The organism is Raoultibacter timonensis (assembly GCF_900240215.1).
GTDB classification, from domain to species: domain Bacteria; phylum Actinomycetota; class Coriobacteriia; order Coriobacteriales; family Eggerthellaceae; genus Raoultibacter; species Raoultibacter timonensis.
This window is the reverse complement of record NZ_LT964679.1, coordinates 136,153-161,044: the sequence shown is the minus strand read 5'-3', so window position 1 is coordinate 161,044 and position 24,892 is coordinate 136,153. Positions and strand designations below refer to the sequence as shown.

The window sequence follows — 24,892 nt, the reverse complement described above, 5'->3', positions numbered from 1 at the left end:
CTTGCACCCGCTGCACCCCGGCCGTTGGCGCGAAAGCATCGTCTGCGGCCGACGAGTCGGCGGGATGACACGGCACCCTGTACGCCGCTTTGATCGCAACTCAAGAAAGGGGATCGGCACTATGCAGACACCGAAAACAGAGCAGGAAGCCTTTACAACAGAAAACAGGGCCCGCGGGCTATCGCGCCGCGCGTTCCTCACGGGAACCGCCCTTCTGGGCCTCGGCGGCGCCGTGACCGCCCTCGGAGGCTGCGCGCCCCAAAGCACCGCGAGCAGCTCCGAAGCTGCACCAGAGAACACCGGCACTTCGGCATCGGGCACTTCGGAATACCCCTGGCCCGACGCACCCGAAGCCATCGCCGAAGACCGGATAGAAGAGACGCTTGAAGCCGACGCCGTCATCGTCGGCCTGGGCGTTTCGGGCGTTGCCGCCTTCCGCTCCGCCGCAGAGGAGGGACTCAGCGTCATCGCCGTGGAAAAGGGCACTGCGCCGCAGTGTCGCTCCGACAACTACTGCTACGTCAACGGGTCCCTCAACGAGCGTCTGGGCCTTCCAGAGCTCGACATCGACGAGCTCGCCCAGGAGGAATGGGGCAACTCGGGCGGATACTCCAACTACCGCATCGTGCGCAAGTTCATGCAGAACGAATCAGAGGTGTTCGACTGGTGGGCCGCAGGCGATCCGGACATCTACTACCCTTCCTCCCCCGAGGAAGCCGACGCCATCAACGGGCAGTACCTCCAGAAGAGCCTCGAGCACCCCTACGCCGTTTCGTCGATGAGCTATCGCGATGCCGACTGGACCGAGAACAAGGCGTTCTACCCCGTGCGCATTTACTTCACCGACCACGAGCATGTGGTGAACGAGAACGCCCAACGCGCAATCGACGCCGGAGGCCAGGCCCTCTACGGCCACTTCGCCGAGCAGCTCATCACCGACGAGGACGGCACCGTGCGCGGCGTCTACGTCCGCAACGCCGAGACCGGCCAGTACAAGAAGATCACCAGTCGCAACGGCGTTATCCTAGCCACCGGCGGATGCGAAAGCGACGAGGGGATCATGGCTAAGTTCTACCCGACCGTGGTAAAGGTGGGCAACCTCAATCCATGGCCCAACTACGACGCGGAAGGCAACCTCACCAATACGGGCGACGGCTACCGCCTGGGTGCGTGGGCCGGTGCCGACTTCAGCCTGAACATGGCGCCCATGTGCCACGTCATGGGTGGCCACGCCGACACGGCGGACATGAGCCTCGTGGGCATGACCACGCCCCATCTGCACCTGAACTACAACGGCGAGCGTTTCATGAACGAAGAGATAGACTGTACCGATGTGGAGGTGGCGTTGGAATCGCAGCCCCAGGGCAAGTGCTTCCTCATCTTCGACTCGCATCTCGACGAGCAAGCACCTCAATCCTTCGACCCGGTGAAGGGGCGCGTACTCGGCCGCGGACCGTGGACCTTGGCTCAAATGGAGGAGCGCGTGGACGGCGAGACCGTCTTCAAGGCCGACACCATCGAAGAGCTGCTCGCATCCATCCCCGGCATGGATGCGGAAAGCGCCCTTGCGAGCATCGAGCGCTACAACGAGATGTGCGCTAACGGCTACGACGACGATTTTCGCAAGTCCGAGAAGTACCTGTGGCCCGTGCAGGACGGCCCCTTCTACGCTCAGCGCACTGGCCTCGGCTTCTGCCTCACCACCATGGGGGGCCTGCGTTCCGACGAGGAGTGCCGCGTGTACAACAAGGACATCAAGCCCATCCCCGGCCTGTACGCCGTAGGCAACATACAGGGCGACCGCTTCGCCGTGAAGTACCCGTTCAAGATGCCGGGCATCAGCCATTCCATGGCTATGTACTACGGCTACGTGGCCGGCAAGAACATCGCTTCCGAACCCCTAGCTTAACAGGGACGAGTCCGTTTTAGGATCACCGTACCCAATCTAGCACAACGCACTGATTCCCCGCATCGCCGGGGCGGCCCATCCTTCCAGGCCGCTCCGGCGGTTTGCCGTAACCGTGTTCGGCCGGCAACCACGCAATCGAAAACCCTATGCTGGCGTTTTGTCCCACGGCTGAATTAAAGCAAGCTCGTCGGCGATCTGGCGGGACGTCGTCTCCATATCGTATGCCGCCTGCGCGCGCAGCCAGTATCCATTCGACAGCCCGAAGAACTTGCACAACCGCAGATCGGTATCTGCGGTTATCGACCGCTTTCCCGCAACGATCTGCCCGATGCGCCGAGCCGGTCCACCCGTTTGCTGCACGCCTGCGGGACAAACCCGCCGCGCATCCTAACGGCGCGGTAACAAGACGGCGACACAGGCAACGCTTCGCCCGAAAGCGGCAGGTGCGAACTACAATCCTTGTAAAAGATATCCTTTGGCTCCCAATTGGAAGGAACGCCATTATGAGCACCGCCGCAAAACCGCGTAACCCGCAGACCGATCATCTGCTCACCCCCGAAAACTCAGCGCTTATCGTCATCGATTACCAGCCCACCCAAATTCACTCGGTAGGCTCCGCCCGCGCAAGCGACATCATCAACAACATCGTGCTCGTCGCCCGCACCGCCAAGACCTTCGACCTGCCCGTCGTCCTCACCACGGTGAACGTTGCAACCACGCGCAACCAGGACACGATTCCGCCTTTGCGCGAGGTTCTGAGCGACGTCGAATCGATCGATCGCACGACCATGAACTCCTGGGAAGACCCCGCGTTCGTTGCCGCCGTCGAGCGCACCGGCAGAAAGAAGCTCATCATGTGCGCGCTGTGGACCGAGGTCTGCCTCGCCTTCCCCGCGCTCGATGCCATGCGCGAGGGCTACGAGGTGTATCCCGTCGTCGACGCCGTCGGCGGCACGAGCCTGCTCGCCCACGAAACGGCGCTGCGCCGCATCGAGCAGCAAGGCGCGCAGCTGATCACGATCCCCCAGATGATCTGCGAGCTGCAACGCGACTGGGCTCGCGACGAGACGGTCAGGGAGTTCAGCGACCTCATGTTCGAAGCCCGTGCCTTCGTGGGCATGTAGAACGCGCCCGGCCACCAACAGATAGGCGACAGCAGTTCTTATGGGTGAAAAGATTCTCGCATACCTGAGCACCAACGGATCCGAATTACAGCAGGCTTTTCTGCAGCATATCGAAATCAGCTCCATCGCGTTCGCCATCGCGGTCGTTATCGGCGTGCCGTGCGGCTACCTTTGCTGGAAGCACCAGCGCGGCGGCAAGCCCCTGCTAGCATTCTTCCAAGTCCTGCGCGTCATACCGAGCCTCGCGATCCTGCTCCTGTTCATCCCCATCATGGGAACGGGCGTGCTGCCCGCATCGATCGCGCTTGTCCTGCTCGCCGTGCCCGCCATCCTCATGAACACGACGGCGGGCCTTGCGCAGGTCGATCCCGCAATCGTGGAGACGGGCCTCGGCCTCGGCATGACCGATCGGCAGCTGCTGTTCAAGGTTCGCTTCCCGCTGGCCACCCCGCTCATCCTCGCCGGCATGAAAACCGCCGCGATCGAGATCATCGCGAGTGCCACGCTTGCCGCGAAGATCGGCGCAGGCGGCTTGGGCGAGCTCATATTCACGGGCCTCGGCTTGAACCGCATGGACCTCGTCATCGTGGGCGGGGTATCGGTTGCACTCATCTCGCTCGCCGTAAGCCTGCTCTTCGATCTGCTGGAATACGTATTGGGAACGCACCGACACACAAGAAGGAAAGAAGGTTCTGGAATGAAACCCCTGAAACAGGTTGTTGCCTGCCTCGCCGTGGTAGGTCTTGCGGTAACGCTCGTCGCATGCGGCAGCGCCGGCGGCTCGAACGACGACGGCAAGGCGACCGTTCGCGTAGGCTCGAAGGACTTCACCGAGAACATCGTCGTAAGCGAGATCTACGCGATCGCGCTCGAAGATGCGGGCTATACCGTCGAGCGCGTTCCCGCCGTGGCGAGCTCGGTCATCCACACCACCATCACGAGCAACGAGATCGACCTCTATCCCGAATACACCGGAACCGGCCTGCTCTCGGTGCTCAACATGGATATGATCACCGACCCCGAAGAGGTGTACGAAACCGTCAAGGACGAGTACGACAAGCGGTTCGACATCACCTGGCTCGATTACTCGCAGGCGAACGACGGACAAGGCCTCGTCATCCGCACCTCGGTAGCTGACCAGTACGGCATCAAGACTATATCCGATCTGCAGAAACACGCAAGCGAGCTGAACTTCGCCTCGCAAGGCGAGTTCGACGCGCGCGAAGACGGCCTGCCGGCCCTCGAAGCCGCATACGGAACGTTCGACTGGAAATCCTCGAAAGTGTACGACAACGGCCTCAAGTACAGCGTGCTCTCAAGCGGCGAAGGCGACGTTTCGCCCGCCTACACCACCGAAGGCCAGCTCACGAACACCGACGAGTACACGCTGCTCGTCGATGACCTACAGGTGTGGCCGCCCTACAACCTCGCGCCCATCGTGCGCAACGACGTCCTTGCCGCCAACCCGGAGATCGCCGACATACTCAACAAGGTGAGCGCAACCCTCACCACCGAGAACGTCACGGCCTTAAACGCCGCCGTCGACGTCGATAAGCGCGAATACGACGAGGTGGCTCGCGAGTACTACGACTCGATCAAGTAGCGCTGCGGCAGGAACGCCGACGAGAAGCACCGAACCCAGGCGAGCCGCGTCGAACAAGGCGGGCTCTGCCGAACGAAGACGATAGGAATGCCCCACTATGAAAGCCATTGAGATGATCGACGTGACGAAGCGGTTCCCCGATGCCAGCGCACCGGCCGTGAACTCCGTTTCCCTCTCGATCGACGAAGGCGAGTTCATCACCATCCTCGGCACGTCGGGATGCGGGAAGACCACCCTCCTCAAGATGGTCAACCGCTTATACGAGCCCACCGAGGGCACCATCATGCTGTTCGGCGAGGACATCTCGACGGTCGACAAGGTCGTCGTGAGAAGGCGCATCGGATACGTGATCCAGCAGGTGGGCCTCTTTCCCCATATGACGATCGCCGACAACGTGGCTACGGTGCCGAAGCTCCTCAAATGGGAGAAACCCGTCATCGAGCAGCGCGTCGACGAGCTGCTCGAGGTGGTGGGGCTCGATCCGCGCGAATACCGGGGGCGCTACCCCTCGCAGCTTTCGGGAGGCCAGCAGCAGCGCGTGGGACTCGCCCGCGCGCTCGCCGTCGATCCGAAGATCATGCTGCTCGACGAGCCGTTCGGCGCAATCGATGCGATCACCCGCACCAATCTTCAAGACGAGCTCCTCCGCCTCCACAAGGACCTGCGCAAAACCTTCCTCTTCGTCACCCACGACATCAACGAGGCGTTCAAGCTGGGAGATCGCGTGATCGTCATGGACGGCGGACGGGTGCGCCAGTTCGATACCCCACGCAACATCGCGCTCAAACCCGCAGACGGTTTCACCGCATCGCTCATCGCATCGGCACGCGAGCAGGAGCGGTTTTGGGAGGAGCTCGAATGATCGACTACCTCATCTCCTATCCCGACAAGCTGCTCACTCCCCTGCTCCAGCATCTCGAGCTGCTCGTGATAACGCTTGTCGTATCGCTCGCCGTCGCAGCGGTTCTCACGATCGCGTCGATGTACTCGAAAACGCTCGCGCGCGTGCTCACCTACCTCTTCTCGATCATCTACTCCATCCCGAGCCTGGCGTTGTTCGTGCTGCTCATCCCGCTGACGGGACTGGGAACCACCACGGCCCTCATCGTCTTGGTCACCTACAACCAGTACCTTCTGCTGCGCAACTTCCTCGCGGGACTCGAAGGCGTCGACCCCGCCATCATCGAAGCCGCCACCGGCATGGGCATGAGCACGATGCAGATCCTCGTCAAGATCAGGCTGCCGCTTGCCAAGAAGGTCCTGTTCACCGGCATTCGGCTCTCCGCCGTCTCGACGATCGGCATCATCACCATCGCCGCGCTCATCAACGCGGGCGGCATCGGCACCTTGCTCTTCGACGGCCTGAGGACTATGAACACCGTCAAGATCCTCTGGGGCGCAATCCTCGCAGGAGGCCTCGCCATCATCGCCGACGCCCTTCTGAAGCTGGTGGAGAAGCGACTGGAGCGCACCGGGGCCGATGCGCCCGACAACCGAGAAAAAACCTTCGATTAAGGAGACGACATGAAAGCAACCACCTACTCATCCTGGGCGAGCACCGCACAAACGATACACCTCGTCTCGCAGATGCTCGGCAAGTTCAAACTCGCCGAAATGCCCGCGCAACCCGAATGGCAGCAGGTCACCCTTCCGCTGACTGCCCGGGGGTTCACCACCGGCCTCGTGCCGTATTCGGGTGCGGCGTGCACCGTCACGATCGACCTCTTCGACTCGACCGTAACCGCTGCGAGCACCAACGGGAAGCAAAGCTCCTTCGGGCTGCGCGACGGGCGATCCATCGCCGAGTACTACGCCGACTTCCAACGCATGTTCGAAGATATCGGTGCGGATGTCCGCATCAATCCCGTGCCCCAAGAAATGAGCGTCACCACGCCCTTCGATGAGAACACCGAACCGCGTCGCTATGATGCGGGCGAAGCTATCGAAGGTTTTGGCATGTTCGCGTTCGCGTACCGAATCATCCTCGGTTTCCTCTCGGGATTCCGCTGCAAAACCGCTTTGCCGAACCTGTTCTGGGGAACGTTCGATGTAACCGGCGTCCTGTACAGCGGCAAGCCGGCACCCTTCCCGGGCGAGGGCATCATCGAAAAGGTCGCCTTCGACGAGGAACTCATCGAGTTCGGGTTCTGGCCGGGCGACGAGGCCGAAGACAATCCGAGCTTCTTCGTGCTGCCCTACCCGTTCGTCGAGGAAGACCTCTCGCATACGCTCAGCCCCTCGTCGCTCGGCTTCTACAGCACCGAGAAGGCAGAATACTTCCTGCCGCTCGAACGGGCGCTCGACGCGAACGACCCCGAAGGCGAGATCAAGCAGTTCTTCGAAGAGGCGTTCCACGCGCTTTCGAACAGGGGCGACTGGGAGAAGAAGGAGTGGTTCACTGCACCGCTCTTCGCGTAAAAGGACGCTGTCGCACGACGGCGCGGCAAAACCACCGCATGTCGCACCCATAAGCTTGTCATCAGGCGCAAACGAGCGGTGCCCCGCTCGGATCCGATCCGCAACGGGGCACCGCTTCGCTATGTTCGGCCGCGCTAGACGAGCGAGGGCAGATCGCTCGCAAGCGTCGGCGAACCGAGAATCATCCGATTGAAATCCTCATGCACGATAGCGTTGTCGATCAGTATCGCCAGATGGTTGATCAGCGCATCGGCTTGCGAACTCAGGGCGCTGGCGCCTACGAGCCGATCGCCTTCGTGCACGAGCTTCACCTTCGAGACGGGCTCCCCGATGCGGCGGTACGTGAACCAGTTCGTAAGGTCCATCTCATCGAGCTTGTACGACCCGTCGCGCTCGGCCGCCTCCGCTGGACTCACTCCGACCTGGGCGAGCTTCGGGCTCCCGTACACGATCGAGACGATGGGCGGATACGCCAAGGGCTCGGCTGCGCTCCCGAGGATGCGCCGCGCAAGGTAGGCGCCTTCGAACGAAGCGGTCGGCGTGAGCTTCGGGGCCTTCTTGGCGACGACGTCGCCGCACGCGTAGACCGCCGGGTTCGACGTTTGAAGGAAGCCGTCGACCGTTATGCCGTGTCCATCGTAGTTGACATGGGCGTTTTCCAGATCGAGCGCCTCGACGTTGGGGATGCGCCCCGTCGCGCCTACCACGCAGTCGAACCGCTCGACATACTCCCGATCGCCCGAGCCCCTTCCTCGAAGCAGGTAGCCCCGTTCGTCTTCCGCAATCGCTTCGACGTCCACATCGAACGCGAACGAAATGCCCCTGTCCTCGTACGCTTCGACCAAACTGTCTACCAGATCGGAGTCGAAGCCCTTCAGGGGCCTGTCGTTGTGGTGGACGATGGTGACTTCGCTGCCCGCCGCGCTCGCGATGGCCGCCAGCTCGAATGCTATGTAGCCCGCACCGAGGAACGCCATGCGTTTCGGCAGCTCGTCCATGTCGAGGAAATCGGTACTGGTGAGGAGATGCTCGCTGCCCTCGATGCCGAGGATGCTCGGCCGCTGCCCCGTTGCGATGACGAATGCGTCCGCCTCGATGACAGCGTCGCCCGCCTCGATGCGGTTGTCGCCGACGAAGCGCGCCGATCCCTCGATGGCGTCGATGCCGTATGCCTCGACGCCCTTTTTGAACGACCGGGGAAACGGATCGGTGTACGAGCGCTTGAAAGCCATGAGCTCGGGCCAGTCGATCGATTCGATGAGGGAGAACCCCCTTCCGAGCATCTGGTTGTTGCGCTCCACCACCTCCATGCCGCTTACGAGCATCTTCTTCGGGTCGCACCCCCGGTTGGGGCAGGTGCCGCCCCACAGATCGTCCTCGACGAGCGCGACCCGTTTACCGCCGTCTTTGAGCGCGTAGGCCGCGGCAGCACCGCCCGGCCCCGATCCGATTACCACAACATCGTATTTTTCCATCGTCTGCTCCTTCGAAGGCCACGGTGCGCTCTCGTTTGAATTCGAACGCAATGTATGGTTTCAGGGTGCGCGAAAAAAGGCGTAGGCGCAATGCACGGACGGGTATCGCTGCCGAAACGTAAGCGTTTAGATTACATAACGAAACGGGCACAGGAGCGCGCTGCGCTCGATGCCGCCGAAAGCCCGTGGTAGGGTTTCAGCATGGAACACGATTCGTCGAACAGAGCAATGAGCACGCCGATGCCGAACAAGAGGCCGAAAGCCCTTACCGTCATGCGCTGGGTGCTGGTTTTCGCCTGGACGGGCGTCGTCCTCATCGCGGGGCCGAACCTCGGCATTCCCTCGCCCCTTGGCAGCGTTCTTGGATTCGCAGTCCTGAGCATCGTGCTCGTCAACGCACTGTGGCAGCACATGCCGCTCGCCTCGGCGTGCATTATGGCGGCTATTCTCGCAGGGCTCGTCGGAGTCGCTTACGAGGCGCTTGCCTTCCTTGCCTTCGACTATGCGCTTTCGCCGGGTGATTGGCTCGCCAACGCCGTTGGAGCGGTAGTGGGCGCCGCCACAGGGTATCCGCTCATCAAGAAAGTGGATGAGTTCGTCAGTCCCGCATGGGAACACCCCGCGGGATGAACGGCGGCAAAAGCCGCCCGACCCCGCCGGCGAACCAAACCGGATGCAAGGCACCGCAACCTGCTTCGCGCGCCTGCAAGCCTACGATCCTACGATCCCCTGCGACACCGCGAGCCATCCGAGTGAGGCGACCCACGCTACGGCAACGACGACCCGAACCGCTACAGGCACCCGCAGGTTCTTGCTCGGGATCATGAACATGGCGATCAGACCGCCGAGCGCTCCGCCCAAATGTCCACTGATCGATATGCTCGGCACCAGGAAGGTGTAGACGACGTTGATGGCTATGATGCTGAGCATGCTCTTGCTGTACTGCGAAAAGTACCTGCGATTTCCCTTGTGGAGCAAGCCCAGGAGCGCCACCGCCACGAAGAGGGCGAACACGCTTGTAGACGCACCGGCGCTCACGACCGCCTGCCCGGGCAGAAACACGCTCGACGCGTAGGAAATCGCGTTGCCGGTGATGCCTCCGATGAAGTACAGCAGCAGGAAGTTGCCGCGCCCGAGCACCCGCTCGAGCACTTCGCCTACGCTGTAAAGCGCAACCATGTTGAACGCCAGATGCATGAGATCGACGTGCAGAAACATCGGTGTGACGAATCGGTACAGATCGGTGGCCGATTGGATCAGGGGCGCGTACATCGCTCCCATGTCAACGAGCACGGTCGTAGGGATGCTCACCCTGAAACCGGCAAGCACGGCCTCGATCGCGAATACGATCACGTTGATAGCGATAAGAACCAGCGTTACGATGCGGAACTTGTTCTGCTGGAGAAACGACGGCTTGCTCGATGAGAGCATCTTCTTCAGCTGGTCGTCATCAATGACGGTTCGGTTGATTCGGGGTTCGTTATCGACTCTTATCGGCAAAGCTCGCTCCTTGGCTGCGCAACACAATCGCATCATGGTACCACGACGCATCGGCGCGGTCGCCGCCAATCGCCCCCCGTCATCCATTCGTTAGCGGCACAGCGAGGGCGGCACGATCGAAGCGCCTACAGCAGGGAAAGCTGCTCGGGCTCCGATTCGCCCGAAACGGGATCGGGCGGCCAGCGATGCTTTTTCATGTCGATGGTCTCTTCGTCCACGAACGTCACGCCCTCGCTTTCAAGAAGCTCGCGCTGCTTGTCCTTGCCGCCGAACGCATAAGCCGGCGCAAGGGTTCCCTTGGCGTTGACGATGCGGTGGTACGGAAGGTCCCATTCGCTCAAGGCGCGGCTCATGGCAAAGCCGACTTCGCGAGAAGCCCTCGGGTATCCCGCAAGCTCCGCGATGGTGCCGTACGTGCATACCGCACCCTCGGGCACCCGCGCCACCTGCTCGTATACGCGCTCGAAGAACGTTTCGTCCATGTCGATCAGACCCGGAGCTTTACCGTCTTCGACATCTTTGACTTCCTTGAACATGCTGTCTTCACCCCCGTCGGAGCATATGGTAGCACGATCGGCGAAAGCCGGCGATCGCCGCCTCAGCGCTTGATCTTCCGGCGCACCTGCACGAGCCGCTTCGCATCGTCGAGGATGGCCTCATCGGTCACGTTGATCATGAGCCAGCGCCCGCCCGCGCTGTGCTGCGTTCGCTCGAACAGCGCCCGCGTGTACGGCGTGCATTCGGGGATGACCTCGAGCACCTCGTCGTACTCCTTGTTGCCGATGACCACGAGCGCGATGAAGAAGCCCTCCATCGGGTACAGCGTGCACAGCGATCGGCCCGCCTTGCGGTACTTCACGTTCCAGCCCGGCTGCCCCGAACAGCAGCTGTAGGACGTTTCGGGCTCGACCCCGTAGCTTTCCCGCAGAAACGTATTCATATCCGACCACAGCTCCGTGTTCACGAACTCGTCTATAGCCTTCAAGCTCGGCTGGTCTTCAGCCGAATACCGCTCGTTCCAGTCCATTGCGTCTCCTCTCAAGCGTGGTTCGCCCCATTGTCCCGCACCGTATATGACAGCTGTGTGTCATATACGGCGAGCGGAATCGGCAACGCCCTTCCCCGCCAGATGCCTCCTCACGCATTCGGGCTGGAGCACCTCGACCGCGCTGTCGAACGACGAGAGCAGATCATACAGGTATGGCCCGTCGGGGTACGGGGTGTACACGTGCAGCCCGCCCTCGTCCGACACCTCGATCGCATCGACGTCGAACTCGTCGTACACCCGCGAGGCCACGTGGGGTTCGAACACGAGCTCGAGCGTGACCAGCTCAAAGGAGCGCGGGCCTTCCGCCTCGAGCTTCGGAACGTCGAAGCGGTCCCGATCGAAGTGTCCGTCGCCGAATCCGATGTCGATCATCCGAGTCACTCTGAACGTTCGGTACTGGTTGCGCATGAGGCAGAACGCCTGCAGGTACCACGCCCTCGACTTGAACACGAGCTTGAGCGGGTAAGCCTCCCGCTCGGTTATCGAGCCGTGCGAGCTCGCATAGCGAAATCGGATCGACTGCTCGAGAAGGATGGCGCTGCGCAGGGTTTCGAACCGGGTATCGTCCTTCTGCTTGTAGCCCCACCGCGAGAAGTCGACTTCGATCCAATCGGATTCTGGCCCCCCGAACAGCGCTTTCAACTTCCTCAGCGCCGTGTCATCGAGGGCCCCGTCTCTCGGAAGGCTCTGCAATCCTAGCAGAACCTGCGCTTGCTCCTCCCCCGAAAGCACCGTTTTGTCGAGCACGAATCCGTCCATGAGCGACACGCCGCCCTCGGATCCGCGGCTCGTGTAGAGGGGAATGCCCGCCTGCATGAGCGATTCGATATCGCGATGGACGGTGCGCGTCGAGACCTCGAGATGCTCGGCGAGCTCGCCGACCGTCATCCTGTCACGGCCCATGAGCAGGTAGACGATTTTGAACATGCGATCGATTTTCATCGGAATCAAAGCTCCTTCGGCATACCCATACGACACAGCGTTTTGCGCGCGCAACGACATGGCGGCAAACTGACACAACCATACCAAACGCATCTCCGCGCAGCTTTGACAAATCTCCGGAAACAAAAACGGCGGACCCCGCCGGAGTCCGCCGCAAGCAAAGCCGATCGGGAGCCGCTACCCCTTGATGAGCTTGTGAGCCTCGTTGGCCGATACGCGGCCGCCGTTCAGGCATTCCGCGCTCGCCGATCCCGGAACGTCCATCGGGTACACGTCGCGATAGAGCATGATACCGTCGAGGCCGATCACGAACACGTTCTCGATGCGTCCCCCCTCTTCGAGCAAGGGGCGGAACGTGCGGTCGGTCACCACGCCGCCCAAGGGACCCTCCATCACCTCGTGAATACGGCTGATGTAGAAGGGAGGCGTGCTGATCTCCTGAAGGTATTCCTTATCCTTGCCGAACAGGCTATCGACTCCCGCAGCGCACGCCGCGTTGTACTCGTCGACCGCCGCCTTCAAGGCTGCCGCATCGACGCCGGCCTTCTCCGCAAGCTCGTCGAGGGTGTCGGCCATAAAACCGTCGTCGCCCGTTTCCAGAATGGTCTGCCACTGCTCTTCGACGCTTACCGCCCACTCGTCTGCCATGTCTTTGGTTTCGGCGATCTTCTGATCGAACACGGTTTGATCGAACACGCTCAGCGCCGTGCAATTAGGCTGATTGTGGATAGGAGCCGACTGCGTGACCACGTTGCCGACGCGAAGGGCCATGCTTTCATCAACGAAGCGCTCGCAATCCTCGTTCAGCCACAGGAACGGTCCGCCGAAGCAGAAACCCGTCCACAACGGCCCGAATATCTCGACGTCTCCATGGCTGATACGGTTGTACTTCAGGTAGCATACGCCGTTGAACTCGGAGGCGCCTGCCGCGAGCGCCATGTTGACGCCGTCGCCGTAGTGGCCGGGGGTGCCGATGCGCTCGAGCGTATCCATGCTGAATCCCAGCTTCTTCAAGCGCTTGTCGTCGTCCGCAAAGCCACCCGTTGCTATGATGATTGCCTTGGCGGCGTATTCGACAAGGTCGCCGAACGCATCGAGCGCTATCACGCCCGCAATGGAACCGTCTTCCGCATAGCTGAACTCGAGGCCCCGGGTGTTCAGATCGATGCTTGCCCCGTATTCGCGAAGCTTCTTTTCCATCGGCTGAATGTAGCCGACGTACGCTGCGCCATCCTCCCACCAATGGAACGTATTGACGCTGCCGGCAACCGCGCCGCACGGATAGTTGTCGATCAGACCGCTGATAACCGAACCGCACGTTTCAACGGCCCACTGGATGTTGTCTGCCGAATTCTCCATGAGATCCTTGTAGAACAAACCGTTCGGAACCCACTGGGCTTTGCCCAGCTCCTCGTGCATGATGATCGAGCGATCGACGGTGATGCCCTGTTCCTTCTGGTACTTCGAGTCGACGGCGAACGTGCCCTCAACACCCTGTCCGTTGCCGCCAAGCGTTGTTTGGGCCTCGATGAGAATAACATCGTCCCCGTTTTCAGCAGCCTGAACCGCAGCCGCCAAGCCGGCGAAGCCGCCGCCGACGACCAAGATCTCGCACTCGATGGTTTCCGTGATCTTCGAGGGGTCGACCTCGATGCCCGAGCTGTTCACCGCTTTACCCTGCGCAGCGCCGCTCGCGCCCTCAGCCTGCTTCGGGGAGCAACCGGCCAAACCCATCCCCGCAGCAGCGGCCACACCGACAGCGCTTAAACCGAGGAAATTCCTCCGTGAAATGTTTTGTCCCTGCATCATGATCCTCCTGTCTGTTTGCGTCTACTTGGAGCTGAATCCAGCTTTGGTGTCGTATGAAATGCCTACGCCGTTTACGTCCATATCTGCACCTGTAATGGTGTAGCGGTAGTTCGTCTGAGTGCTATCGCCTCGCGCGGTCGAGGCGGTAACGCTCTGGATCGTCACCGTGAACGAACAGTCCTTCAATTCCAAACCAGACATGGTTTTGTACGCCTGCAGCTCGCTAAAGAAATCTGCGAAACGCGGGTCGTTCTGATCGATCGTCGCCGGACTGTCTTGATCGGTCAAATCAAGGCTCTCGGTCGAGGCGAATACGTTGCTCGCCGCTTTGATGACCGTCTTGGCATTAGCTTTGTTCTCGTTCGAAACCTCGGCGCCTCCCTGAGCGCATCCCGCAAGGCCGACCATAGCCGCCACGACTACGGCGACAACAGCAAGCGCCGCGAGATTCCTCAACTTCGATCCCTCATTCCTCATAATCCTCATCTCCTTTTCTAGCAGACAACACGCATGAACCCAATAAACGCATCCCTCGATGCCATGCGGTTTTCACACGCAATCGGGAACACCGCCACCATGCATGCAGGGTGCGCTTCGCTCCACATCACAAACTGTTGATTTTTTCGAGAATCAGCCTCATCAGAAACTGACCATAGCGATCCATCTGGGAAAACAAGCTCAAATAAAGCACGGCGGCCAATCGACCGCCGTGCTTCGAACCGCTTTTCGCCTGCCTTGGCTTCAGGGATGCCTGATGGCTTCGAGCTCGTCGAGAAGCTCTTGCCTGTTGTGGACGCCGCTCTTTTCGTAGATGTGGCGCACGTGGGATTTCACGGTGTTTTCCGATACGAACAGTTTTTTGGAAATGTACGGGACGTTTCTTCCCTCGGCCAAGAAATACGCGACCTGCTTTTCCCGGGATGTCAGTTGCGCGTTCTCTGCAAAGCGGTCGACCGCGATGCGGGAATCACCCGAAAGCGACGTTTCCGCAGGAGCATCGTCCGATAAGATGGGCCTGCTGTCGTAGCGCCTGAGCAACGCGAAGCAGGCAAGCAACAGCGCGTAGTTCATCGCAGCCAGGAAAATACTCGATTCGAACGTTCCGATGGCAATACGGTCGACGACGATGCCGCTTACGATACCGAGCAGAATACCGATCTGCTCGGCGATCATGGCCACCGCTATCACCTGCACGGCACGCGTAACCGACGCACGGGAGTAATACGATATCAGCGTCCAGACCAAAACGTCGAAGCCGGAATACCCCATCGCCACCAAAATGCGGCCGGGCTCGTTCATGGGCGGGATGAACACCCCGATGGTCAGAACGACTACGCCTGCGGCAACCAGCGAAAGCGCGCCCCTCAGCAAAACGCCGACATGCTTCATCGAGAATAGGCAGCACACGATAAAGAAAATCAAGGCGACCGCGCAGCGCGCAATGGCGAGGTACTCGGCATCCGTACCCGTCGAGACCGGATCGCCGGCAGCCCCGAACCAGCTTACGAATCCGAATGCGCAGCAAAAAACGAGGATGACCACGAGGAACTGCATGTCGATGCCGAACGCTTTCTTCCCCTTTGCGGATGGTTCGTCTGACCCGTACCTGAACTCGATCGCATATCGGTCCCTCGATTGCAGCCGGCCGAGAATCGCGTAACACGCGAGCGAAAGCAGCGGCAAAAGCAGCACCGTCAGGCTTTCAACGGGCACAGGGGCCCACGCCATAGCCGCGTTGAAGAACAGGCTGATGCCCCAGGCCCCCGAGATATGCAGAACGGTTTTCTCCACGCCTTGAGAAACGGCGATCAAGCCCCATATCACATTGAAGAATCCCATTGCTGCGCCGAGAAGGGCCCCGCCGATGCACGATTGGAGTGCATCGTCCGCTCCGCGAAACAGAACGCAGATCAAGCCGCCGAGCACCCCAGCGAGAGCGGCGGCCGCAACGAGCTTGACGGGCCAATCGGACCAAGCGCCCTTCTTGGCAACAACCGCGTATACGACGACGAAGCTCAGGATATTCGCTACCATCAAAACGACGGTAGCCGCCTCGGTCGCCTCTTGGCTCGAAAGGGAAAGCAGCGCGGAACCGAACATGCCCCTATCGAGCCACATCCAGAAAAACGCTGCGCCGAGAATAGCGAGCCATGATGCCGCACCGGTCAATTTGCTTTTCCTGCTTCGCTCGGACAATGCTTCCCCAGATTCCCTCATTACCATCCGCAGGAAATGATAGCAGTATTGATGGACGACGGTCACGCGGAACAAAGCTCTTTGTGTACTATTATGCTCAAATGCAAAGTCAGCACATACCCCAATGCAACAAGAAACCGAAGCGCTCACCGAAAGGATGCTGAGTGGTCACGGCAAAAATAGAGTATGCTTTTTGCCTAGCTTTCGTGAACAAGCTTTGCAGAATAGGCTCCAACAGTGACGAGAGTGGCTATTATGTATGGTGGTAAGTGATGGCCAAATAGTCGACGGGCTAAGCTAGTTCAGCTCCTTATCTTCCCAAACTTTCATACCTACCAATTCTCCAAGGCGTTCCCGTATATCACTACCTAAGCAAATAATGCTTTCAGACAATTCAGACCAACTTTGCTCACTACCAAATGTCATCGCATCAAATATTGACTCGGCTATCTCTGCTAAAGTCGATCCAGAAACATCTGTATCTCTTGGAAGCTCATAATGAACAAGTGTGTTCCTCAGTGGCTCGCATTTTCGAAGAAGCGTTTTTTCTTTGCGATCAAAAAGTCCTGCCAAACATTGCTCAAAGCGAAAAGACAACAAAGGCTTCGACCCCTTTTTGTGACTAAACGCAAGAACTTTATCTATTGCGCTTTTAAGATGCTGAAGAGCGATTAGACTAAATTTAGTCGCAACCAACCGATCAATGATTCCCCGAGCATAGAAAACCTTTACTAGACCTAGTGAATAATAGGCATCAGCTAAAATAACGAGCAAACCATTGCTCAACGCATCCGATCCATCGCTAGTTATTACTCGCTTAATATTGGAATAGTAAAAGTCATGTGGACTAGCGAGCAGAACAGGAATGGTATAATCGAGTACGAAATCATCAACATCAAAGCATTCCATAATACCAACAAGCGAAGCCGTATGTTGACCGATGAGAAAACCGACTTGCCCAGCCTTTTGTTTTATCCCATCGTAGTCAACGGTCCCGCCTTCATCAAGAAGATCATCGTATAGATATCGAAAAGCCGTAAAAGTTGATCCGACTTCAATTCCATCGAGCAGATATATTCCAGCATCTTTCTGTAAAAAGGATAAATCGCCAGCGTTTCTCTTAAACATCCTTCGTGAGCAATCGAGGACATCGCTGCAGTGCTGATCAAATTCATCAACCGTATATTTTGTATCATCAAAATATTTGAACAGCTGTCGTTTTTTGGACAATTCAGCAAAATCGCTGTACAACTTTTCAGAAGACCACCTCTCGAGCCACAAACTTGTTTCATAAGCTATAAGGGCAAGTTGAGGTAGAGCAACCTGTCCGATAACTTCCATAACACCGGGAGCCTTTTTCTGTAAATCAAGGATTGCCCGGACGAACATATACTCTGATTTAAAGATGATTAGCGGACAGCAGTCTCTGAGTTGAAAATCCCTCATCGCATTGCGATTCTCCATCAGGTATCCCTTATCATTTTCCATATTTTATATTATATTAGCGCTTACTCGCCCTTTAGCGTCAGAATTCATTTTATTGAGCTCTTATCAAAGTATGTCTATTGTTCCAAATTCCAAAAACACGAACATAGACGCAAAAGCTCTCGCTTCAAACCACAATTGCACACATCTAATTTTCCAAAACCTTCCCCACTCATGCGACAATATCCACGCAACAAAAACCACGACTCAGGAACAGGCACATGGCAGAATTCATCTATCAAATGTATCAGGCGCGCAAAGCGCACGGCGACAAGGTCATCCTCGACGACGTGACGCTCTCGTTCTACCCCGGCGCGAAGATCGGCGTCGTCGGACCCAACGGCATGGGCAAATCGACGCTGCTCAAGATCATGGCGGGCATCGAGGACGTCACCAACGGCGACGCACGCCTCACGCCCGGCTACACGGTGGGCATCCTCGAACAGGAGCCTCCGCTCGACGAGGACAAATCCGTCATCGATAACATCAAGCAGGCTTTCGGCGACATCCTCGCGAAAATCGAGCGCTTCAACCAAATCGGCGAAGAGATGGCCTCGCCCGACGCCGACTTCGATGCGCTCATGGATGAAATGGGCCAACTGCAAACCGAAATCGACGCAGCGAACGCGTGGGACCTCGACAGCCAGCTCGCCCAGGCGATGGATGCGCTCCAGTGCCCCGATCCCGATGCCCCCGTCTCGCAGCTCTCGGGCGGTGAGCGGCGACGCGTAGCGCTGTGCCGCCTGCTGCTCGAAGCACCCGACCTGCTGCTGCTCGACGAGCCCACCAACCACCTCGATGCCGAATCGGTGCTCTGGCTCGAGCAGTTCCTCCACACCTACGAGGGCGCGGTGCTCGCCGTCACGCACGACCGCTACTTCCTCGACAACGTGGCCGAGTGGATCTGCGAAGTCGACCGCGGACATCTCTATCCTTACAAGGGCAACTACTCCACCTACCTCGAAACCAAGGCGAAGCGCCTCGAATCGCAGGGGCAGCAGCAGGCGAAGCTCGCCAAACGCATGCAGTCCGAGCTCGAATGGGTACGCAGCTCCCCGAAGGCGCGCCAAGCCAAGAGCAAGGCCCGCCTCGAACGCTACGAGCAGATGGAAGCCGAAGCCCGCGCCGCCAAGAAGCTTGACTTCGCCGACATCCAGATTCCCGTCGGCCCGCGCCTGGGCTCGAAGGTCATCGTTGCGGAGCATCTGCACAAGGCGTTCGGCGACCGCGTGCTCATAAACGACCTCTCCTTCACGCTGCCCCGCAACGGCATCGTCGGCGTGATCGGGCCGAACGGCGTCGGCAAGACGACGCTGTTCAAGACCATCGTCGGCCTCGAGCCGCTTTCGGGCGGCACCCTCGAGATCGGCGAATCGGTGAAGATATCGTACGTCGACCAGAACCGCGAAGGCATCGACCCGAAGAAGAGCCTCTGGGAAGCCGTATCCGACGGAAACGATTACATGATGGTCGGCGATACCGAAATCCCGAGCCGCGCCTACGTGGCGAGCTTCGGATTCAAAGGCTCCGACCAGCAGAAGCCCTCAGGCGTCCTCTCAGGCGGCGAGCGGAACCGCCTGAACCTCGCCCTCACGCTCAAGCAGGGCGGCAACCTGCTCCTACTCGACGAGCCCACCAACGACCTCGATGTCGAGACGCTCTCGAGCCTCGAAGATGCGCTTTTGAACTTCCCGGGCTGCTCGGTTGTCGTCAGCCACGACCGCTGGTTCCTCGACCGCATCGCCACGCACATTCTCGCGTGGGAGGGCACCGACGAGGATCCGGGCAACTGGTACTGGTTCGAAGGCAACTTCGAATCCTACCAGGAGAACCGCATCGCGCGCCTGGGGCCCGAGGCTTCGAAGCCCCACCGCCTGCACCGCAAGCTCACGAGGGACTAAAATCAATCGGCCAAACGTCTGCTCGAAGCCGAGGCCTAACACCTTAGCGGGCGCCCCGCAGTTCACGAGAACGCGGGGTGTCCGCCCTACCTGTTCTCGATCCTCCCGATGTTCTTCAGCTCGATCGATATCAGGCCGTTCGGCTCGCTCACGAACTCGATGAACTCGGGGCTTTGGCTGTACTCGGCGGGAAACGTTATCTCGATGCCGGTATCGGTTCTGATCTTGTGGTTCTTTGCCACGCGCTCGGCAACCGCCTTGCCCACCACCACGCGCTCGGGCAGCGCCTCTTCGGCCACCGCCTCCTCGAAGCGCTTCTGCAGGGCGTCGTCCTCGAACACCTCGCGGCCGAGCTCTTCGGGATACACCTCTTCGGATTCCTGCGAGCTCTCCGCCACGTACGCCTTCGCCTTCGAAACGGCTACGGCGGGATTGGCGCCGTACTCTTCGGCCACCTCCTCGACGATGCGGGCCACGGTATCGAACATCTCCTTACCCGAAGGCTTCATCGAGCACTGCAGCAGCCCGTCGGGAATGAGCCAGCGCTCCTCGCCTGCGATCTCGCGCGCCTTGTCGCAGAACAGCACGTTCATCGTGCCCTTCTCGACGAGCGCGAAGGACTGCACCTTCTGCGAGGGGTTCGGCAGAATGGCGTGGTGGCGCTCGATGTCCACGAGCACCTCGCCGCTTTCCCCGCGGCCGACTTCGTGCATGAACGCCTGACGCGCTTCGAGCAGAAACAGCGCGAAGTAGCGCTTGCCGTGCCCCTCGAACGCGGCGTCGATCTCCTCGTCGGTCATATCCCCCACAGCCGCCTTCGTCTCGTCTTCGAAATCGATGACGAGCACATCGGTCGAGGGCGTCTTTTCCATGCGCCCGAGTTCGCCGGCGATGAACTCCGCCACCTGGATGGACAGATCGACGAAATCGCGTTGCCCGCGAAAGTAGCTGCGAATCTCCTCGGCGAACATACTATCGCCCGCAAACTCGCCGCGCTTGTTATCGAGGTTGCTCAGAGCGCGCTTCGCATGCCCCGTCACGTACCGCTTGGCGTTCTTGCTCGCAAGGTCGATCTCCTCGTGCGACATCACGTTCACGCACGATACGAAATCGAGTACGTGCAGGACTGCGTGGTTGATCTTCATGAAGTTTTAGCCCTTTCTACCCTCACCGCGCACACCTTGTACTCGGGAGTCTTCGCTATAGTGTCCAATGCGGCGATCGTGAGCCAGTTGCTGTTCCCGTCTTGGAAGTGGAACGGCATCCACGTTTCGCCGGGCGATGTCTTGTCCGATACGCGCGCCGTCGTCTCGACTTCGCCCCGCCGCGACGCGACCTTCACCCTGTCTCCGTCTGCAATGCCGAGGGCAGAGGCATCCCGTTCGTTCATCTCGATGAACGAACTCGGCGCCACCTCGTTGATGCCCTCGGCTCTCCCCGTCATCGCACAGGCGTTGTACTGGTAGAGGATGCGGCCCGTCATCAGGATGAACGGGTAATCCCCGTCGGGCTGCTCGGTGGCCTCGCGGTACTCGGCGGTCGAATACGCGCCGATGCCGCGCGAGAAGCTGCCCACATGCAGGATGGCCGTACCCGGATGATCCCTATTCGGACACGGCCATTGCAGGCCTTGCCCAGCAACCTCCGTGCCGTCGAGGCGCGCATGGCTGATGCCGCCGTACGACGGAGTGAGCGAAGCGATCTCGTCCATGATCTGCGCCGCGCTCAAATGCGGCTGCGGATAGCCCATGCGATTCATGATCTCGGTGAAGATGTCGGTGTCGAGCAGGGTGTCGCCGCCGATATCCACCGCCTTGCGCACGCGCTGCACGCGGCGCTCGGTGTTGGTGAAGGTGCCTTCCTTCTCGGCGTAGCTTCGCCCGGGCAGAATCACATCGGCGTACCGTGCGGTCTCGGTCATGAACAGGTCGTCGACCACGAGGAAATCGAGGGCTTCAAGCGCCTTGATGACGTGCCCCGTATCGGGGTCGGTGCGAACAGGATCCTCGCCGAAGACGAACAGCCCCTTGATCCTGCCGTCCACCATGGCGGGGAAGCATTCCGTGGCCATGAGGCCGGGCACGCGGCTGAGCTCGGTACTCCAGGCCCGCTCGAACTTCTCGGCGACCTCGGGGTTGGTGAGCTTCTGATAGCCGGGGAAATCGCCCGGCGTCGCTCCCATGTCGCAGGCGCCCTGCACGTTGTTCTGGCCGCGAACCGGGTTCACGCCGCAGCCGGGGCGCCCAAGCTTACCGCACACCATGGCGATGTTCGAAAGCGACATCACGCCCTCGGTGCCGCTCGAATGCTCCGTCACGCCCAAACAGTAGATGATCGGCGCCCGCTCGGCGCTTCCGTACAGCTTCGCCGCAGAAACGAGATCGCGCGCGTCGATCCCGCAGATTTCGGCAACCCGCTCGGGCGTGTACTCCTGCACCATTCTTGCCAGTCGGTCGAAGCCCTCGGTGCGCTCCTCGATGAACTCCCGATCGACGAGCCCCTCGTTGATGAGTATGTGCACCATGCCGTTCGCGAAGGCGACGTTGGTTCCGGGACGCAGCTTGAGATGGACGTCGGCGCGCTCGGTAAGGCGGATGTCGCGCGGATCGACCACGATGAGTTTCGCGCCGTTTTCCACGGCGGCGCGGATCTGCATGCCGAATACCGGATGGGCCTCTTCGGGATTCGATCCCACGAGCATGATGACGTCGGCCTCGCGCGTTACGTCCTCGATCGTGTTCGTCATGGCACCCGAGCCCAGCGTGGCCGCCAAGCCCGAAACGCTCGGCGCATGGCACACGCGAGCGCAGTTGTCCACGTTGTTCGTGCCGAAGGCCGTACGCGCCATCTTCTGCAACAGGTAGATGTCCTCGTTCGTCGAGCGGGCGCAAGCGAAGGCCGCGAGCGCTTCGCCGCCGTAGCGCTCTTTCAGGTCGGCGAACCTCGAGGCCACGAGGTCAAGCGCCTCGTCCCAAGTCGCCGGTTCGAATTCGCCGGTTTCGGGGTTCTTCACAAGAGGCGTGCGCAAGCGCTCGGGCGATCCCACGAAGTCGTAGCTCGCAAAGCGCCCTTTCACGCAGAGGAGCGATTTGTTCGCAGGTCCCGGTGCCGCTTCGGCATCGACGATGCGGCCGTCCTTCACCACGAGGTTCAGCTGGCATCCGACGCCGCAGTGCGGGCAGGTGGTGCGCACGCGCTCGGTCTCCCAAACGCGGTAGCCCGCCCTGCGTTTGGCCGAAAGCGCACCTGTCGGGCACGCAGCAGCGCAGTTTCCGCACGATTCGCACGTCGTATCGCGCCAGTTCTCGCCGAACGGAGCTTCGATGACGGTGCGTGCCGCACGCTTGCCCGCGCGAAGCGTGTGGTTGCGCGCCGCGTTGTTGCAGGCGCCCACGCATCGCTGGCACGCGATGCACAGGTTCGGATCGTAAACGAGGAACGGATTGGAGTCGAGCACGGGCTCGCGTTTTCTCTCCACCCGTGCAGACGGCTCGACCACCCCGTACTCGCGGCACAGATCGGCCAGCTCGCAGGCGCCGTTCTTCACGCACGAGAAACAGTACCGCGTCGAATCGAGTCCGTGCTCGGAAAGGATGAGATCGAGCGCCGTGCGCCGATACGAGGCGAGCTTCGGCGAGCTCGTCGTAACGACCATGCCGTCCCGCGCAACCGTCGTGCACGACGGCACCGGATGCTCTTCACCTTCGACCTCCACCACGCACACGCGGCACGAGCCGATTGCGCTTACGTCCTTCAGGTAGCACAGCGTCGGTATGCGGATGCCCGCTTCGCGCGCTGCCTCGAGAATGGTCGTCCGCTCGGAAACCTCGAGGCGCACCCCGTCTATCGCAATGCTAGGCATAGCGCTGCCTCCCCTCTTCCAACGTGCNTCGCCTCGGCCGCGATTCGACGCGGCGGCTTATCGGCAGCAAGCGGAGACGGCCTGCCGCCGCGCACGGGTCCGATCATCTGCGGCTGCGTAACAAGCGCCGCGCAGCGGCCCTGCCCGTCGACCTCGACGGCCACCGGAGCTTCGAGCGTTATCATCTCGACGCCCTCCGCCATAGCGCTTTCCACCTCGGCGGGAAGCGCCGTCATGTCCTCTTTGCGCCGACGGTACACGATCGACACCTCGTCGGCACCTGCCCGCACGGCGGTGCGAGCGCAGTCCATGGCAACGTTTCCGCCGCCCACAACCACTACCCTCTTTCCCGTGTAGTCGGGGTATGCGCCTTCGCCGATAGCGTTCAACAGATCGATGGCGGGCGAAACGCCTTCCGCGTCGTCGTTTTCTATCCGCAGGGTCTTACCCGCCTGCGCACCGATGGCTACGTAGATGGCATCGAACTCGCGGACGATCTCGTCCATCTCCCTCTCGCCGACAAGGGTATCGCAGCGCACCTCGATGCCCCCCGTGGAAAGGATCGCGCGGATATCCTCGTCGAGGCGCTCGCGCGGGAAGCGGTAGGCGGGAATGCCGTAACGGAGCATGCCGCCGAGCTGGCGCTTTCCTTCGTATATCGTAACCGCATGCCCCATGAGCGCCAGATAGTACGCGCAGGTGAGCCCGCTCGGACCTCCCCCGATAACGGCAACCGAGCGTCCCGTAGCGGCGCTGCGAGCGGGTACGGGAACCGAATCGGCAGGAACCTGGTCGACGGCGAATTTCTTGACGGCGCGGATGTTTATCGGCGCATCGATAAGCGCTCGGCGGCACCGCTGTTCGCAGGGGTGTTCGCACACGAACGCGCAGGCGGTCGGAAACGGGTTGTCTTTGCGTATTGTGTTGATGGCGCTCGCATAGTCGCCCTCGGCGACGAACGCGATGTAGGCGGGCACGTCCACGTGCGCCGAACACAGCGTTTCGCAGGGAACCGTCTGGCCGACGCCCGGCGAACAGGCTCGCTGCTCGATATGGCTTCGGTACTCGTCGGCGAACGAGTCGAGGCCCGCAAGCACGGCGTCCGCAGCTTCGTAGCCGATCGCGCAATCCGCCGTATCACGGATCATCTCGGCGAGCGCGCGCAGGGATTCGAGCGCGCCTTCGTCGGCTTCGCAGTCGACAATGCGCTCGAGCATGCCCGCCAGGCGCGGGATCCCGTCGCGGCACGGCACGCACTTCCCGCACGTTTGCGCCCCGCTCGCCCTGAGCAGCGAAAGCTGCACGACAAGCGGGCAGGTACCCGGGGGGCACGTCTCGACACGACGTGCGTGCCTGTTCAGATATTCGGATACCCGGGCATCTGAAGCCGATTTCGGTGCAACCGATATCATCGCCATTGGTTCCTCCCGTATCATGCGTAAAGAATCGGAATCGTCGTGCCGATCGCGCAGAAAGCGCAGCCCCGCACGGCACATCGAATAAGCAACGGGGTAATTCTATCGCATAGAGCGCCCCCGCGATCATCGTCACGAAATCGCCCGAAAGCGTTCCGCAAGCGTCCTTGCACAAGCGGCGTTCGGCACGGAAGAACGCCGCGGA

Annotated in this window: 21 protein-coding genes; 8 read left to right on the top strand and 13 right to left on the bottom strand. The window is 60.4% G+C overall.

Annotated features, from left to right (window positions below):
* Positions 1-121: 121 nt before the first annotated feature.
* Positions 122-1,909 carry an FAD-dependent oxidoreductase gene (locus C1722_RS00665; RefSeq protein ID WP_102377554.1) on the top strand — a complete coding sequence of 596 codons (1,788 nt, stop codon included), beginning with the start codon at positions 122-124 and terminating at the stop codon, positions 1,907-1,909.
* Between the two features lie 144 nt (positions 1,910-2,053).
* Here C1722_RS00665 and C1722_RS17710 read toward each other — a convergent pair whose 3' ends face one another.
* Positions 2,054-2,269: a HigA family addiction module antitoxin gene (locus C1722_RS17710; protein WP_102377553.1), complete on the bottom strand. Its 216-nt coding sequence runs from the start codon at positions 2,267-2,269 to the stop codon at positions 2,054-2,056.
* A 143-nt stretch (positions 2,270-2,412) separates the two neighbouring features.
* On the opposite strand from C1722_RS17710, the gene C1722_RS00655 reads away from it, so the two are divergent.
* The 5 genes from C1722_RS00655 (at position 2,413) to C1722_RS00635 (ending at position 7,054) form a co-directional block, all read left to right on the top strand.
* Entirely contained in the window at positions 2,413-3,033 is a 621-nt protein-coding gene (locus C1722_RS00655) for a hydrolase (RefSeq protein WP_102377552.1), read from the top strand.
* A 40-nt stretch (positions 3,034-3,073) separates the two neighbouring features.
* Positions 3,074-4,636 carry a glycine betaine ABC transporter substrate-binding protein gene (locus C1722_RS00650; RefSeq protein ID WP_102377551.1) on the top strand — a complete coding sequence of 521 codons (1,563 nt, stop codon included), beginning with the start codon at positions 3,074-3,076 and terminating at the stop codon, positions 4,634-4,636.
* 97 nt (positions 4,637-4,733) lie between these two features.
* Entirely contained in the window at positions 4,734-5,498 is a 765-nt protein-coding gene (locus C1722_RS00645) for an ABC transporter ATP-binding protein (protein WP_102377550.1), read from the top strand.
* Entirely contained in the window at positions 5,495-6,151 is a 657-nt protein-coding gene (locus tag C1722_RS00640; protein WP_102377549.1) for an ABC transporter permease, read from the top strand. The genes C1722_RS00645 and C1722_RS00640 overlap by 4 nt, the downstream gene beginning before the upstream one ends.
* Before the next feature lie 9 nt (positions 6,152-6,160).
* Complete coding sequence (locus tag C1722_RS00635) at positions 6,161-7,054, top strand: DUF5996 family protein (RefSeq protein ID WP_102377548.1); 894 nt, start codon at positions 6,161-6,163, stop codon at positions 7,052-7,054.
* Positions 7,055-7,188: 134 nt separating this feature from the next.
* On the opposite strand, the gene C1722_RS00630 is transcribed toward C1722_RS00635, so the two are convergent.
* Complete coding sequence (locus C1722_RS00630; RefSeq protein WP_102377547.1) at positions 7,189-8,529, bottom strand: dihydrolipoyl dehydrogenase family protein; 1,341 nt, start codon at positions 8,527-8,529, stop codon at positions 7,189-7,191.
* A 201-nt stretch (positions 8,530-8,730) separates the two neighbouring features.
* On the opposite strand from C1722_RS00630, the gene C1722_RS00625 reads away from it, so the two are divergent.
* A complete protein-coding gene (locus tag C1722_RS00625) occupies positions 8,731-9,159 on the top strand; it encodes a VanZ family protein (RefSeq protein ID WP_146040566.1) in 429 nt (142 codons plus the stop codon).
* Positions 9,160-9,240: 81 nt separating this feature from the next.
* Here the strand turns inward: C1722_RS00625 and C1722_RS00620 are convergent, their stop codons facing one another.
* From C1722_RS00620 to C1722_RS00585, 8 genes are all read right to left on the bottom strand, one after another.
* Complete coding sequence (locus tag C1722_RS00620; RefSeq protein ID WP_102377545.1) at positions 9,241-10,029, bottom strand: rhomboid family intramembrane serine protease; 789 nt, start codon at positions 10,027-10,029, stop codon at positions 9,241-9,243.
* 125 nt (positions 10,030-10,154) lie between these two features.
* Positions 10,155-10,565, bottom strand: a complete 411-nt coding sequence (locus tag C1722_RS00615; protein ID WP_244902391.1) for an MGMT family protein — start codon at positions 10,563-10,565, stop codon at positions 10,155-10,157.
* A 62-nt stretch (positions 10,566-10,627) separates the two neighbouring features.
* Positions 10,628-11,056 (bottom strand): DUF3788 domain-containing protein, encoded by a 429-nt coding sequence (locus tag C1722_RS00610; RefSeq protein ID WP_102377544.1) that lies wholly within the window; start codon positions 11,054-11,056, stop codon positions 10,628-10,630.
* A gap of 60 nt (positions 11,057-11,116) precedes the next feature.
* A complete protein-coding gene (locus C1722_RS00605; RefSeq protein ID WP_180994959.1) occupies positions 11,117-12,019 on the bottom strand; it encodes a helix-turn-helix transcriptional regulator in 903 nt (300 codons plus the stop codon).
* A 177-nt stretch (positions 12,020-12,196) separates the two neighbouring features.
* Entirely contained in the window at positions 12,197-13,828 is a 1,632-nt protein-coding gene (locus C1722_RS00600) for an FAD-dependent oxidoreductase (protein ID WP_102379471.1), read from the bottom strand.
* A gap of 21 nt (positions 13,829-13,849) precedes the next feature.
* Positions 13,850-14,305, bottom strand: a complete 456-nt coding sequence (locus C1722_RS00595; protein ID WP_102377542.1) for a hypothetical protein — start codon at positions 14,303-14,305, stop codon at positions 13,850-13,852.
* Positions 14,306-14,569: 264 nt separating this feature from the next.
* Positions 14,570-16,045 carry a helix-turn-helix transcriptional regulator gene (locus tag C1722_RS00590; RefSeq protein ID WP_180994958.1) on the bottom strand — a complete coding sequence of 492 codons (1,476 nt, stop codon included), beginning with the start codon at positions 16,043-16,045 and terminating at the stop codon, positions 14,570-14,572.
* A gap of 276 nt (positions 16,046-16,321) precedes the next feature.
* Positions 16,322-17,488, bottom strand: a complete 1,167-nt coding sequence (locus tag C1722_RS00585) for a hypothetical protein (RefSeq protein ID WP_146040565.1) — start codon at positions 17,486-17,488, stop codon at positions 16,322-16,324.
* A 242-nt stretch (positions 17,489-17,730) separates the two neighbouring features.
* Between C1722_RS00585 and ettA the strand changes: the two genes are divergently transcribed.
* Positions 17,731-19,410 carry an energy-dependent translational throttle protein EttA gene (ettA, locus tag C1722_RS00580; RefSeq protein WP_102377539.1) on the top strand — a complete coding sequence of 560 codons (1,680 nt, stop codon included), beginning with the start codon at positions 17,731-17,733 and terminating at the stop codon, positions 19,408-19,410.
* Positions 19,411-19,496: 86 nt separating this feature from the next.
* Here ettA and C1722_RS00575 read toward each other — a convergent pair whose 3' ends face one another.
* From C1722_RS00575 to C1722_RS00565, 3 genes are read right to left on the bottom strand one after another with little or no spacing between them, the layout of a single operon-like run.
* A complete protein-coding gene (locus C1722_RS00575; protein WP_102377538.1) occupies positions 19,497-20,555 on the bottom strand; it encodes a nucleoid-associated protein in 1,059 nt (352 codons plus the stop codon).
* Entirely contained in the window at positions 20,552-23,272 is a 2,721-nt protein-coding gene (gene fdhF / locus C1722_RS00570; protein ID WP_102377537.1) for a formate dehydrogenase subunit alpha, read from the bottom strand. Before fdhF ends, C1722_RS00575 begins: the two co-directional genes overlap by 4 nt.
* The gene (locus C1722_RS00565) at positions 23,254-24,684 is read right to left on the bottom strand and encodes an FAD-dependent oxidoreductase (RefSeq protein ID WP_425319329.1); all 1,431 of its coding nucleotides are present in this window, start codon (positions 24,682-24,684) and stop codon (positions 23,254-23,256) included. Before C1722_RS00565 ends, fdhF begins: the two co-directional genes overlap by 19 nt.
* Positions 24,685-24,892: the final 208 nt, after the last annotated feature.